Raw genomic sequence first — 13,290 nt, 5'->3', positions numbered from 1 at the left:
CAGTTGCGGGGCTTTTGCTTTGGCCGCTTACGATTCAGCTCTTGATAGCCGCAAAACTGCCGCGGCAGAGCTTGGCCAAGTCTTCTGCGGCAAGACAGATCTCCAGTCCGCGGCGACCGGCGCTGACATAGATGCTGTCAAACTCCTGGGCGCTGGCGTCTATCACTGTAGGTAACTGCTTTTTCTGCCCCAGAGGGCTGATGCCGCCCACCAGATAGCCGGATGAACGCTGTGCCAACTGCGGATTGGCCATCACCAACTTCTTGGCCTTAATCGCCTTGGCAACGCATTTCAAGCTGAGTTGATGATTTACAGGCACCAGGGCCACCGCCAGTGGCGGTGACTTTTCATCGCTGCTGACTAGCAGAGTCTTGAATACCCGGTTGGGATCCAGTCCAAGTGCACTGGCGGCCTCTTCTCCGTAGGAAGGGGCATTCTTGTCATGGTGATATTCGTGAACGGTAAAAGAGATTCCCGCCTTGGTGGCGAGATCGATTGCGGGTGTCACAAGTGTCTCCTTAGGTGATGGCGTGAGTAGCGTTTAGTATCGCGTTTTAATCCGGATATCTGTTGCGCCAAAACCTGTCTAACTATCAAAACAGGTGTCATAGCATAAGCCTCAAGCCTTTCTGGGTCGAGACAGCGGGTCACTCTTTTAAGACTCAGTTTAAGAGCAAGACCACAAAGCGGCACAAAAGCTTAAGTATTAACTCAGAAAATAGCTTAGAAAATAGCCAAGAAAAATAGCTCAGACAATAGCCTAGATATCGGTGGCGATTCAATCTGAATTCGGGGCTAATTTAGGCTGGCAAAATCGATAGGCCAGGGAAGGGCTTTAAACATGAGTCAAGTCAAAATAAAACGCCCGGCATCAGGCTGGGCATTTTGAAATACTATGGCGGCCTTACTTCTGCGTTGCGCGGTAGTGGTCGAAATTCTCGATATAGTCGTCCATAGAGCCTTCAAGCATCTCCTTGTAGCGCTCCATATAGTAATCCATCATCTCTTGCTTCTTCGACTGCATCTGCTCCTTGGTGGCAAAACCGGTAGAGCCGAACCAGGCATTGTAGCGAGCCAGGGCATACATGAAGGAGGCACTGACTTCACCGGTTTGGACTTCAGTATTCTGGTTCTGTTTGTTGGCCAACTCGATGAGCTCACTGGCACGCTGAAAAAACGCCTTATCTGTATCAGACATCTGAGATTCCTGTTTAAAGTCGAGAGCTTGCCTCTCGGTATTAGGGTTAGCTTACCCTAGAGTGTTTTGCTGCAAACTGCTGTAATCCGCCTCACATTCCTGATTGCTAAAGCTCAACAAGCATGAGCTGAATCGCAAAGAGAGCAACTATCTTCCCAAATAGCCAATCATTTCGGCTCCGGCAGTTAAAACAGTATTTTATCGCTTTTACCTAATCTCTCCCTATTGGCGATTGTTTCACTTATCTAACCTGGTTATTGTAGATACAATTCAACTGCTTATGTTAGACTTTTCTTAACTGTAGCGGATATGACACTCAGTGTAGTAGGCCATGATAGGGAATATTGGCCTGACATAGTTCCCGGGTCGCTCTCGGCGGTTTTGGGGGATCTTCAGGGACGAAGTCTGTTTCGTGTCCGTGCGGTAGCTATGCCTGCAGCAAAATGTTCCGCAAAAGCGGCCTGTTTTAGATGGTTTGTGCGTTTAGCAGCAAGGGATATCAAAGCTAAACTCCATTTAACCTGTTAATACAAATAGATAGCTATGTGTGTTCACACTCATCCTAGGACTAAAACAACGCGCATGCGTACTATACAGCTGTTACGCGCACTAGTGCTAAGGAGAAGCTTTGGAGCATAATTTTGAGAGACTAAAAGAACATATATTACCGCTCTCTAATTCTCAAAGTTTCTTCGCAGCCAAGAGTGAGTGGAAGCTGGTTGGTATTGAAATACAGGAAGATTGGGGTCATTGCCCTTGCGGTCAAGCAATCAAAGAGCTGTGCTATATCCAAAATCAGTTCAATGGTAACAAGACTTATGTTGGTAATGTCTGTGTCAACCAGTTCATTGGTATCTCAACAGGCAATCTCTTCGATGGACTAAAACGAATTGCCAAAGACAACTCCGCCAACGCAAATGAGGATTTAATCCTTCATGCCTATCAACTTGGCTACATCTATGAAAATGAGTATCTGTTCTTAATGCAAACTCGCCGCAAGCGTAAACTCTCTGATAAGCAGCTTGCGTGGAAGCAAAAAATAAACTGGAGAATTGTCAATCAAACAGCTGTCCGTAAAAACACGTAACAAGCCGCAGCAATCGCTCCCGCTGGGACAGTTAAAGCGTTGCGCTTATTTACCAGCCCTGTGCGGTGCGTTAGCTCTTTTGGATTAAAAAATTGAAACGTATAACCAAAGACTTCATCACATTGTTCAATGTTCTATGGTATCGGGACTTCCCCCTGACTAAAGAGCATAAAGAAATTGCCTCAAGAGCTGAATGGACAACACATATAGGGTTCTGCGCTAGATCTGCGTCAGATCTACTTGGCTACTTCATGTATTTTGAGCATGGCAATAGAACCGATGCTGTTATTAAAGATAACGATGAAAATGTAATTGCAAATTTAGAATGGGAGTGGTGTGAGCCTAGAAAAGTTGAAAAAGTGAATGAGGTTAGGCAGTTATATGAAGAAAAAGAAAACTGTCAATTTTCAGTTTTTGTAACTTATTCTGATAACAATTTTTATGATGATAATTTAAATGCCGTTAAAAGCCAATGGGGTGATTCCGCCGAACCTATTGTACTTTTTTTGGTGAGATTCAACCGTAAAGGAAAGCGAATCTTTGACACTATAGAGACACATCATATTCAAAATGGTAGAAGCAAAAAAATCAGAAGCCAGCCCGCTTTACCTTGGCATGCGGAAGGCAAGCGTTGGGAAGATTGGAGCTAACAATGCCATTAAACATCGTGCAACAAGTTGTTCGTTGCTTACGGCGGCGTTAATGTACACAGGAGTATATATGCCCCTCATAGCCAAAACACCGAAGCCGCCTCACTACGCAGTTATTTTCACGTCTCACCGTACCGACGGAGATAACGGTTATGGCCAAATGGCAGCTCTAATGGCTGATCTAGCTTCAAAGCAGCCTGGTTTTTTGGGCGTAGAGTCAGCACGAGAAGACGTTGGAATTACCGTTTCATATTGGTCTGATCTTGAGTCTATCAAGCAGTGGAAGGCAAATGCTGAGCATCAAGTAGCCCAAAGGTTGGGTTATGAGAAGTGGTATTCATCATTCAAAACTCGTCTATCGAAGGTAGAGCGTGACTACGGCGTTTAATAAAGTGTCCAACTTCTTCTCAATGTTAACATGCCCTCGCCGAACTCAAAGGAAAAAATGGACATCTAACCAATAGTTGAACACCATATTCCGACTTCAGAGAGCTCAAACCATCTAGCTGTGCTTGGATGCAGACAGAAAGAAGATTAAGTTATTTTTTTACAATAGAGCACATTACTTGGAAATAGTTGGCCAGCAGACAACTTTGAACAATGGCTAAAAATTGTTAAAGAGGCCAAATAGTAGATTTCAGTATTTCAAAAATAGACGCGCTGATTCTGCTCCGGAATTTTAAGCTTTCAAACTTGCTAGAGTCAAAAATAATGGTGGCACCATTAAAGGCTGATGTCTGGCATTTGCGTTGTAAAAAAGATGAGCTGCTAAAGCTTCAGAAAGAATTGGCAGGAAAACTCAAACAAAATGAACAAAACTCTTCCCTAGGCTTGGTTCTGGAAGAAATTGATGAAATATGTAAAAAATAATAGGCTAATTATTATTGCCCATTCTGGGCTGAAGCTCGTTACGATTGGCTGTTGTCGGTATTATGCATAGAGGAAGGTATGGAATACGTAAACAAACCACCTGGAGTAAGTAGAGAATCGATTAGAGAGCTTGAAGAGGCTTTTGGTGTTAGCTTACCAAGTGAATTTTATGATTGGTGGCAGAAAAGTAATGGGGCGGACATCTTTTTTGGTTTTAAAGAGCTGCAATTTTTCTCAATCATAGAAATACTAGGTGAGGATATATACGAGTTAAAGAAGTATATGCCTAAATCAATACCTGTTTGCATGGATGGGAATGGTAATATTTGCGTGGCAAAAATTGAACAGGAAAGAATTGCTGGCTATTACATCGCTAATTGTGGCGACTTAGGTTGGGATGAGGCCAAATTTGTTGCCAAGTCTCTTGTTGAATTGATAAATGATCAAGTTTCGCCAGAAAGCAGGTTAAATACATGAAAAGTGACTGTGGTATTCTTTTTTAAAAAACACTGTTTTAACTTTGCCTAATACCCCTGTGCGCTAATTGCTTTAAGGTATTTGTTCGGTACAACCGTTTGCTAGAATTGTGTAACTGTTATTTTTATAGGGAGTGCTTGTGATATTGCCAAGTTATTATACGGAATGGCTCAGTAGTATTGATACAGCTGAAGTGGTCTATTACAGAGGGAGTGAATTCTATTTGTTCCCGGAGAGTGAGCTTGCTGATGAAGTCACGATAGATAAAAACACTGTCAACACCTTTAACCAGCTTTATGCTTTCATCAAAACTCAATTGGAAGTTTCCGGCAGCTCTCCTTTAACCATTGAGCAGTGCAGCTCTTGCATTACTATCGGAACTGATAATGGTAATCCAGTTTTTATTGATCTAATGCGCGAATCAGAATTGTTCTGCTACTACCTGGATGGTGGTTATGTTGAAGCCAAAGGTGGTAACTTGCTAAGTCTGACTATCGAGGCAAAAAACATATAGAAATCGATCAAGATGGAGCTCTTCTTTGCCAAATAACTGGAGACTCAGAAATTACTACTAAAGGCACGCTGATGTTCATTTTTTGGCAATTCAAAGTTTGCGGTTAATCTCGCAACATGTTGATTATATTTATTATGTAGATGTGGTGGCATGCTTTAGTGGTCTGATTCTTGATTATTAATTAGAAGTTAGCATATTCCTGCTCGGGGTAGTAACCGAGTTTAACCAAGCCATACAGTAAGCTCTGATATTATGTGTATTAACAACTTAGGCAGCTACTATTGACAAGGTTATGAACTTAAGGGAATTGAAATTGTTTATTGGGAAAAGAGAGTAGACGTTAAGATAGTTTGTTATCAATTTTTACAGACATACAGGGATAGAATGTTAGTTGCCGTTGCATACATCATAGTCACCTTGCTGATGCTCATAATGCTATTAAAGAAAGGGCGTTCAAAATTGATGCTTTTATAATTTATGTTGGAGCTTTATTTTGGAGCGGTTGCGGTAGCTTCTTATATGGATTAGTTCGAAAAGCATCAATATTAGAAAGTGCCCAAGTAGTGAGGCGTTCAACTCTGGTTTTTCCTGTCTAACGTAGGGCAACCTTAGAAACGAGCAAGCTGGCATCCACTGGTTAACAGTAATGAAATTTGTGGGTTTATTGAATTTTGGGTGAGTGTTTTGGCTTTTCTGGTGTTAGTTTTTAGTAAGAGTTATGAATTAAATAAGATGGATTAGTTTCTAAAAAACGACATGTCGACAAAACAGCCTTGCGCTCATGGTGAAGGTATCAGCCCTTTCGATTATGTGGAAATGCAGCTTATGCTGCTGGCGAATAACTTTTCTATTAAGGTCGGCAGCGTCATTTGGGTTTAACTTCCTCTGGATTTCAACTTCTGCATGGAGGTAGAGTGGATTGTAATAGGTGGATTTGATGCTTGGAAACCCAATAAGGTTCGAATGACATCAGAGTTAAATCAAGGCTGAGATTGTTTTAGCTTTATAAAATGTGGCCGGTGGTTTTTTAGTCACGCATTTGACTGCGCTAATCAAGAGACAAGATTGACTTAGGCATAATTGTCACTTGAACAATTATTTTAAATTTATAGATTTATATTAAACAAGTCGGGAGTGATAATCTCCCCGAAACTTTAGGCGATATTTTTATATGGTGACTGGTTGCACCCGGCAAAGCCTTTGATTGAAATGGAGTTTAAATGAGTATTTTAGTAAACGCGTATTCCACGCACCTTAATCCTATAGATATCTCTTTTCCACATGTATTGAATAACAGGCGTGGTTTAAGTGACCCAGAATTGACAAACCACCTGAACGGGTTTCACAGCTATATCCTCGAAAGAGGAGGTAGTGAGATGACTAAAATAAAATATCATCTTCTGCGTCATATACAGAGGGTAAATCATCAGTTTAGCTTCGATCTGGAAGAGGCTCATTTGGACGATTTGTCTACGTGGGCATTGGAGTCCAATTCGATCTTATTCCTCCCTGATGGAACTGTCCGAGATCCAAATGGCCATGTCCTACTTTACCCTGATGGACGTCAGGCCGATGAGGCGGCATTCATTCCATTCCTGGACGCAAGCTATAGCCGCAAGCATCAAACAGAAACTCTGCTTAAAGCAAGGCATTTAAATGTTCCTCCAACTCCTCCTATACCTTGTGAGCATGAAATAAGCCTTAGGCCTGCTAGCGAGATTGTTCTTCGTGCAATGTCACTATTTGTTGTCGCCGTCCGAGCTGAGTCTATCGCAACGGGAGACCCGCTCGATATAGAGACGCTGAAGGAACGTATTCCAAGTGGCTTTGTTAATCTAAGTCCCGCAGAAGCGGCGTTTTTAAAGGCTGAACACCTTGATGATAATCCTGATGAAAGCCTGGTAGTGCAGTTTGTTTGGCGATATGAGGCTGCGGCGCTATTGCTATGGGTATTGGGTATTTTGCCTGAACTGCCATTTCCAGATTCCATTTGTGACGTGCCTGAAATTGCCAGGCTGATGCTCGATTCCAGCTCCTGGGAAGACAGGGTTGAGTTACGTGCGGTCGATGAAGTGCTGGACTGTTTGGACCTGCATTATCGGCTTCATTGGTTATGCCGTCAGGCCGGCATTGACGGGGTAGATATTTCCCCAGATATCGACCGAGGAGTTGTGCTTGAGCGCCATTATGCCCTTAATTGGCTAATCGGCTTTGAGAATAGTGATTGGGATGATGTGGACACTCCAACTTGATCGATATTCAAACAGCCTAATAAGCTGCGGCATGGATGCCTATTGGTTCTTGGTGCCTGTTAGTGTGTGCTTACTATTGGCTTGCAACCGGTTTCCTCGTTTGCACTACTGAGGGAAACGGCTCTACTGAATTTAATTTTACAGCTTTGAATTAGGTAAATTATTAATGCTTAAAAGAGTCATCATCGGGATTGTCGTTTGCTTTGGCTTGGTCATGCCGATACAGGCGCAAACCTACAAAGGCACCTTAGGCAAGTATCCCATTATGTTTAGCATCCAGGATGATGCCGTGAGCACTTATATGTATACCCGTTACTTGAAGGAGATCCCTCTGGAGCGGGAGGGGTATACCTTTTATCAGCGTTACAGTTCGAAAGAGCAGAAGCTGGAACTGTTCGAGCTTCGCTTGGTAGGGGGAAACCTGCAAGGTACCTGGCAGAATAAGCAAAGGGTTTTGCCTGTGCATCTGACGCCGATTGAGCAAAGCCTTGCCGATTATCGGGCTGAGCATATGAAGTTTACCCTGGTCGGGGAAAAACAGTTTGCTAAGCAAACCATTGAGCTAATCAAAGAAGATCACAGCAACTTTGCTTTTTACCGGCTCGGCAAAGGGTTTACTCAAGCCCAGCAAGCATTTTTAAATCCGCTGCTGGCAAAATTGCACCGGGATTACGTCTCGAATTTTCTGCAATGTGAAGAGGCATCATACGAACCTCAAATAAGCCTGGTCTCTGATGAGTATTTTAGTGTCGTTATTCAGTACCAGATTTCTTGTGGTGGGCCGCATCCTGAGTATGGTGAGCAGATGTTGAATTTTGATCTCAGCAAACTGGCGCAGTTGCATGACCTAACGGAACGCTTCCCCAAGTTGGACTATTACTCCTTGTTGAAAGAGAAATATGCGAATAACAATGAGCTACAAGCTGAATGTGAGTACTTCGAATCCTGGGACAACTGGGCGATGGTGAAATGGCGACTCACCGCGGATGGGGTCATCATTCAACCTTACTATGATCATTCTATGGCACCCTGTGAAGTTGATTTCTTTCTGAGTACGCAGGAGTTGAATGATTAAAGCTGACAGAACTATGAGTAAATGGGAGGCATCATGAGAAGAGTTTTATTGGTTGTGTTTGCGGCTTTGCTCAGTGGTTGCTTGGGTATGCCAGATTCGGTCAAACCTGTATCAGGGTTTGAACTGAACAACTATTTGGGCAAGTGGTATGAGGTGGCTCGCCTCGACCATTCATTTGAGCGAGGCCTCACGCAGGTTACGGCCGAGTACAAGATGAGAAGTGATGGTGGCGTTTCTGTGCTCAACCGGGGCTACTCAGAGGCTGACGGCGAGTGGAAAGAGGCTGAAGGCAAGGCGTACTTTGTTAACAGTGATACCGACGCTTATCTGAAAGTTTCATTTTTCGGTCCCTTTTACGGCTCTTATGTGGTCTTTGAATTGGATAGAGAAAACTACAGTTATGCCTTCGTTTCCGGGCCAGATACCGATTACCTGTGGTTGCTGTCGCGAACGGCGGTTGTTGAACCTGAGGTAATGGACAAATTTATTCAGATGTCGGCCGAACGCGGTTTTGATACCAGTAAATTGATCTTTGTCGCGCAGTGATAGACATAGCTTAGGGCAGCATAGAAATAGTTTCAGGCAGATAGCCCTGATGACTGAACTATCTTTTCCTCTTTTGCCCGTGGCTTTTTGTAGGGCTTAGCTAGATAAGGATGAGCTGGAGATAGATTCAAGCGACACAATTTCCCGCATCGCCTGCCAGCAAAAAGGCCAAGGTTTTGATACCTTGGCCTTTTTATTAAACGCTGCTTCAACAACAGTTTCAATCAAATGCGGTTTGTTCTCAGAGTCGGTTCCCCATCAAACAATGTTCACTTTCGGCGCCTTGGGTTTCAGTACTTTTTGTATCAAGAGGGCTGACAGGATAAGTCCCATGCCTACCAGAGTCGCCAGTGTGATGGTTTCTTTCAATATCAGCGCAATAAACACCATGGACAAGAGTGGCGTCAGAAACACCAGATTGGTGATGCTGGCGGCTCGCTCTGTGGTTCTCAGTGCCATCAGCCAGAGCACAAAGGTGACTCCCATTTCAAACAGGCCGACATAGACACCGGCACCGAGGGCTTGCCAATGCAAAGAGGGCAGGCTTTCGGTTGCCAGCAAGGTGATGGTTATCAGCGGCAGGCTCACCAAAAAACTCAGCATCAGGCTGACAATGGCATCGCCCTTGTCTTTGGTATTAATGATCCAATATAGGCACCATAGCAGGGTGCTGGAGAGTGCCAGCAGTATGCCAAAGGGGTTTGCAAAGTCCATCGATAACAGATTACCGCCGGTGGCTATCACCAATACTCCACAGTAACCTGTGACGGCCGCCAGCATGTCACTGCCCTGTAGTTTTTGCTGCAACATGGGTGCTGCCAACAGCGGCAGCAGTACCGCCCAGGTGTAGTTCAGCGACAGCGCCTGCTGCGCCGGCAGCAGATCATAGGCCTTGAACAGCACCAGATAATAAAGAAAGGGGTTCAGCAACCCTGTTTGCAGGTAAAACCAGGGGCGGGCGCAAAACTGTTGCTTTAATAATTTGAGTTTTCCCTGCCAGGCAAGAATAAGCCCCAGACAGACGGATGAAGTGATGACGGCAACAAACACCAGTTGCAACGGCGAGAAGAAGCCAAGGGCGATTTTAAAGGCGGTCGCCACTGTGGACCATAGGAATACGGCGGCCATCCCGTAGATCAGGGCCAGCTGGGATTTTTTCACTCTAGACTTCTCTGCCAGTACAGCTATTTGGCGGCCAGGCTGGCCACCTCCGGAATTGACATCATTTTATTCAGCGTCGGTGAATAAAAAAAGATCCCGGCGCGGCGATGTGTAAAAAGATTAAGCAAAAGATCCATTTTTTTCTTCCTGGCCCTTGTAAAGCAATTTTACGCCCCTATATAGGGGGTAAGGCAAGATTGGGGGCCATCTACAACGGGCTTGAAAACAGCGAGTTTACCCCCATATCTGAAATCAGATAAACATATTCAGTTCGAAAGAAAAGATTTTTCGGAGGACCTCATGGGTAAAATTATTGGTATCGACTTAGGCACAACAAACTCTTGTGTAGCTGTCCTCGATGGTGACAAGGCTCGCGTATTGGAGAATGCCGAAGGCGATCGTACTACACCTTCTATCATCGCCTTCACTGAAGACGAGACACTGGTTGGTTCACCTGCAAAACGTCAGGCCGTGACCAACCCAGCCAACACTTTCTTTGCCATCAAGCGTTTGATTGGCCGTCGCTTCACTGACGATGAAGTTCAGCGCGACGTCAGCATCATGCCTTTCAAGATCATCAAGGCCGACAACGGCGACGCTTGGGTTGAAAGCCATGGCAAGAAGATGGCACCACCTCAGGTGTCTGCCGAAGTATTGAAAAAGATGAAGAAAACTGCTGAAGACTTCCTGGGTGAGCCAGTGACTGAAGCGGTAATCACAGTACCTGCTTACTTCAACGACTCTCAGCGTCAGGCCACCAAAGATGCCGGCCGTATCGCGGGTCTGGAAGTAAAACGTATCATCAACGAGCCAACTGCTGCGGCACTGGCCTATGGTATCGACAAGAAGCAGGGCGACAACATTGTTGCTGTATATGACCTGGGTGGTGGTACTTTCGATATCTCCATCATCGAAATCGACAGCAACGACGGCGACCAGACTTTCGAAGTGCTGGCAACCAACGGTGATACTCACCTGGGTGGTGAAGACTTCGACAACCGTCTGATCAACTACCTGGCTGACGAATTCAAGAAAGAGCAAGGTCTGGATCTGCGTAACGACCCTCTGGCTATGCAGCGTCTGAAAGAAGCTGCCGAGAAGGCCAAGATTGAGCTGTCCAGCACCACTCAGACCGAGGTGAACCTGCCTTACATCACTGCCGATGCGACAGGTCCCAAGCACTTGGTGGTTAAGATCACCCGTGCCAAACTGGAATCTCTGGTTGAAGACCTGATCCAGCGCTCACTGGAGCCTCTGAAAGTAGCTCTGGCCGATGCTGACCTGTCAGTGTCTGACATCAATGAAGTGATCCTGGTGGGCGGTCAAACCCGTATGCCTAAGGTTCAGGAAGCGGTAACCAACTTCTTCGGCAAGGAACCACGTAAAGACGTGAACCCTGATGAAGCGGTAGCCGTAGGTGCTGCGATTCAAGGTGGTGTACTGGCCGGTGACGTGAAAGACGTACTGCTGCTGGACGTAACACCTCTGTCTCTGGGTATTGAAACCATGGGCAGCGTAATGACCAAGCTGATTGAGAAGAACACCACTATTCCTACCAAGGCACAGCAGACCTTCTCTACAGCAGACGACAACCAAAGCGCAGTGACCATTCACGTGCTGCAGGGTGAGCGTAAGCAAGCCAGCGCCAACAAGTCACTGGGTCAGTTCAACCTGGAAGGTATTGAGCCTGCTCCACGCGGCATGCCACAGATTGAAGTGACTTTCGACATCGACGCCGACGGTATTCTGCACGTGTCTGCCAAAGACAAGAAGACAGGCAAAGAGCAGAACATCACCATCAAGGCCTCTTCCGGTCTGTCTGATGATGAAGTCGAGAAAATGGTTCGCGACGCCGAGGCTCATGCCGAGGAAGACAAGAAGTTTGAAGAGCTGGTCAGTGCCCGCAACCAGGCTGACGGTCTGGTACACGCCACCAAGAAACAGGTGGAAGAAGCCGGTGACGCTCTGGCAGCAGACGACAAGGCCAAGATCGAAACCGCTATGGCCGCTGTAGAAACTGCCGCCAAGGGTAACGACAAAGAAGCCATCGACAAGGCGACTCAAGAGCTGATCGAAGCTTCTGCCAAGCTGATGGAAATCGCTCAGGCCAAGGCACAACAAGCCCAAGGTCAAGGCGAAGCCCAGAGCAGCAATGCCCAGGCCGATGACGTTGTCGATGCCGAGTTCGAAGAGGTTAAAGACGACAAGAAGTAATTGGGTGGTAGCACTCGATTAATTCCGGCGGGCGTTACGGGGCAACCCTAACGCCCGCTTGTGTGAATCCAGCTTGGAAAGCGTGAGATTATGTCAAAGCGAGATTATTACGAAGTATTGGGCGTCGGTCGCGACGCCAGCGAGCGGGAGATCAAGAAGGCCTATAAGCGCCTGGCGATGAAGTATCACCCTGACCGCAACCCGGGCGATAAGGCGGCCGAGGCCAGCTTTAAAGAAGTCAAAGAAGCCTACGAGATCCTGACCGACGAAGACAAAAAAGCTGCCTATGACCAATTTGGTCATGCCGGGGTTGACCCCAACCGTGGCGGCGGTGGCTTTGGCGGCGGCGCCGATTTCGGTGATATCTTTGGCGATGTGTTCGGGGATATCTTCGGTGGTGGTCGTCGTGGCGGGCATCGTCAAGCTGCCCGTGGTTCAGATCTGCGTTACAACCTGGAACTGTCGCTGGAAGAAGCGGTTCGTGGCTTGACCAAAGAGCTGCGTATCCCAACCCTGGCAAGCTGTGATGTGTGTGATGGCTCAGGGGCCAAGAAGGGTACCTCGGCTACGACTTGTGGTACCTGTCATGGTGCCGGTCAGGTACAGATGCGTCAGGGCTTTTTCGCCGTGCAGCAGCCTTGTCCTACCTGTCATGGCCGCGGCAAGATCATCAAAGAGCCTTGCAGCAAGTGTCATGGCGATGGCCGCATAGAGAAGAGCAAGACACTGTCGGTGAAAATTCCGGCCGGTGTCGATACCGGTGACCGTATCCGTCTGGCCGGTGAAGGTGAAGCCGGTGAATTTGGCGCTCCGGCGGGTGATCTTTATGTTCAGGTCACAGTGCGTGAGCATCCGATATTTGTCCGTGACGGCAATAACCTCTATTGCGAAGTGCCCATCTCCTTTGCCAAGGCCGCCCTCGGCGGTGAAGTGGAAGTACCGACACTGGATGGCAAGGTAAGCCTGAAGATCCCGGCGGAAACCCAGACCGGACGTATGTTCCGCATGCGCGGCAAAGGGGTTAAGTCGGTACGCAGTCACGCGGTTGGCGATCTGCTTTGCAAAGTGGTGATGGAAACGCCGGTGAATCTGTCCGAGCGCCAGAAAGAGTTGCTGCGGGAATTCGAAGCCTCAGTCACCGGCGAATCCAAGAAGCATAGCCCCAAGGCCGAAGGTTTCTTCGACGGGGTGAAAAAGTTCTTTCAGGATCTGAATAGCTAACTTGCTCTCGGCCGAAACAAAAAAC

At 46.5% G+C, this 13,290-nt stretch carries 14 protein-coding genes; 11 read left to right on the top strand and 3 right to left on the bottom strand.

The window, feature by feature from the left end; all coding sequences use genetic code 11:
- Window positions 1-34 precede the first annotated feature (34 nt).
- Window positions 35-508, bottom strand: coding sequence for a Cys-tRNA(Pro) deacylase (ybaK, locus tag N512_RS0113590; protein ID WP_028780679.1), 474 nt, complete (start codon window positions 506-508; stop codon window positions 35-37).
- A gap of 396 nt (window positions 509-904) precedes the next feature.
- Window positions 905-1,198 carry a DUF3144 domain-containing protein gene (locus N512_RS0113585; protein ID WP_025009906.1) on the bottom strand — a complete coding sequence of 98 codons (294 nt, stop codon included), beginning with the start codon at window positions 1,196-1,198 and terminating at the stop codon, window positions 905-907.
- A 628-nt stretch (window positions 1,199-1,826) separates the two neighbouring features.
- On the opposite strand from N512_RS0113585, the gene N512_RS0113580 reads away from it, so the two are divergent.
- The 9 genes from N512_RS0113580 to N512_RS0113535 all read left to right on the top strand — a co-directional run bounded on the left by N512_RS0113580 (window position 1,827) and on the right by N512_RS0113535 (window position 8,669).
- Window positions 1,827-2,285 (top strand): hypothetical protein, encoded by a 459-nt coding sequence (locus N512_RS0113580; protein ID WP_028780678.1) that lies wholly within the window; start codon window positions 1,827-1,829, stop codon window positions 2,283-2,285.
- 92 nt (window positions 2,286-2,377) lie between these two features.
- On the top strand, window positions 2,378-2,935 hold the full coding sequence (locus N512_RS0113575) for a hypothetical protein (protein ID WP_028780677.1): 558 nt from the start codon (window positions 2,378-2,380) through the stop codon (window positions 2,933-2,935).
- A gap of 70 nt (window positions 2,936-3,005) precedes the next feature.
- Entirely contained in the window at window positions 3,006-3,323 is a 318-nt protein-coding gene (locus N512_RS0113570) for an antibiotic biosynthesis monooxygenase family protein (protein WP_028780676.1), read from the top strand.
- A 323-nt stretch (window positions 3,324-3,646) separates the two neighbouring features.
- Window positions 3,647-3,805, top strand: coding sequence for a hypothetical protein (locus tag N512_RS24400; protein ID WP_156029213.1), 159 nt, complete (start codon window positions 3,647-3,649; stop codon window positions 3,803-3,805).
- 78 nt (window positions 3,806-3,883) lie between these two features.
- Entirely contained in the window at window positions 3,884-4,282 is a 399-nt protein-coding gene (locus N512_RS0113560; RefSeq protein ID WP_028780674.1) for an SMI1/KNR4 family protein, read from the top strand.
- 139 nt (window positions 4,283-4,421) lie between these two features.
- Window positions 4,422-4,796 carry a hypothetical protein gene (locus N512_RS0113555; RefSeq protein WP_028780673.1) on the top strand — a complete coding sequence of 125 codons (375 nt, stop codon included), beginning with the start codon at window positions 4,422-4,424 and terminating at the stop codon, window positions 4,794-4,796.
- 1,220 nt (window positions 4,797-6,016) lie between these two features.
- On the top strand, window positions 6,017-7,048 hold the full coding sequence (locus N512_RS0113545) for a DUF4272 domain-containing protein (protein ID WP_028780672.1): 1,032 nt from the start codon (window positions 6,017-6,019) through the stop codon (window positions 7,046-7,048).
- A gap of 166 nt (window positions 7,049-7,214) precedes the next feature.
- Window positions 7,215-8,123 (top strand): hypothetical protein, encoded by a 909-nt coding sequence (locus N512_RS0113540; protein ID WP_028780671.1) that lies wholly within the window; start codon window positions 7,215-7,217, stop codon window positions 8,121-8,123.
- A gap of 33 nt (window positions 8,124-8,156) precedes the next feature.
- A complete protein-coding gene (locus N512_RS0113535; protein WP_028780670.1) occupies window positions 8,157-8,669 on the top strand; it encodes a lipocalin family protein in 513 nt (170 codons plus the stop codon).
- Between the two features lie 258 nt (window positions 8,670-8,927).
- Here N512_RS0113535 and N512_RS0113530 read toward each other — a convergent pair whose 3' ends face one another.
- Window positions 8,928-9,830 (bottom strand): DMT family transporter, encoded by a 903-nt coding sequence (locus N512_RS0113530; RefSeq protein WP_028780669.1) that lies wholly within the window; start codon window positions 9,828-9,830, stop codon window positions 8,928-8,930.
- Between the two features lie 300 nt (window positions 9,831-10,130).
- Between N512_RS0113530 and dnaK the strand changes: the two genes are divergently transcribed.
- Together dnaK and dnaJ are read left to right on the top strand one after the other, a co-directional pair.
- Window positions 10,131-12,044 carry a molecular chaperone DnaK gene (gene dnaK, locus N512_RS0113520; RefSeq protein ID WP_025009915.1) on the top strand — a complete coding sequence of 638 codons (1,914 nt, stop codon included), beginning with the start codon at window positions 10,131-10,133 and terminating at the stop codon, window positions 12,042-12,044.
- 90 nt (window positions 12,045-12,134) lie between these two features.
- Window positions 12,135-13,265 (top strand): molecular chaperone DnaJ, encoded by a 1,131-nt coding sequence (gene dnaJ, locus N512_RS0113515; protein WP_025009916.1) that lies wholly within the window; start codon window positions 12,135-12,137, stop codon window positions 13,263-13,265.
- The last annotated feature ends 25 nt before the right edge of the window (window positions 13,266-13,290 follow it).

The organism is Shewanella sp. 38A_GOM-205m (assembly GCF_000518445.1).
GTDB classification, from domain to species: Bacteria; Pseudomonadota; Gammaproteobacteria; order Enterobacterales; family Shewanellaceae; genus Shewanella; species Shewanella algae.
The sequence above is the reverse complement of the archived record's forward strand: the minus strand, read 5'-3'. Positions and strand labels throughout refer to the sequence as shown.

What these genes read in the sequence shown, in the direction of transcription:
- N512_RS0113585 (WP_025009906.1), bottom strand. Translation starts at nt 1,198, where the DNA reads ATGTCTGATACAGATAAGGCGTTTTTTCAGCGTGCCAGTGAGCTCATC.
- N512_RS0113570 (WP_028780676.1), top strand. Translation starts at nt 3,006, where the DNA reads ATGCCCCTCATAGCCAAAACACCGAAGCCGCCTCACTACGCAGTTATT.
- N512_RS24400 (WP_156029213.1), top strand. Translation starts at nt 3,647, where the DNA reads ATGGTGGCACCATTAAAGGCTGATGTCTGGCATTTGCGTTGTAAAAAA.
- N512_RS0113560 (WP_028780674.1), top strand. Translation starts at nt 3,884, where the DNA reads ATGGAATACGTAAACAAACCACCTGGAGTAAGTAGAGAATCGATTAGA.
- N512_RS0113545 (WP_028780672.1), top strand. Translation starts at nt 6,017, where the DNA reads ATGAGTATTTTAGTAAACGCGTATTCCACGCACCTTAATCCTATAGAT.
- N512_RS0113540 (WP_028780671.1), top strand. Translation starts at nt 7,215, where the DNA reads ATGCTTAAAAGAGTCATCATCGGGATTGTCGTTTGCTTTGGCTTGGTC.
- N512_RS0113535 (WP_028780670.1), top strand. Translation starts at nt 8,157, where the DNA reads ATGAGAAGAGTTTTATTGGTTGTGTTTGCGGCTTTGCTCAGTGGTTGC.
- dnaK (WP_025009915.1), top strand. Translation starts at nt 10,131, where the DNA reads ATGGGTAAAATTATTGGTATCGACTTAGGCACAACAAACTCTTGTGTA.
- dnaJ (WP_025009916.1), top strand. Translation starts at nt 12,135, where the DNA reads ATGTCAAAGCGAGATTATTACGAAGTATTGGGCGTCGGTCGCGACGCC.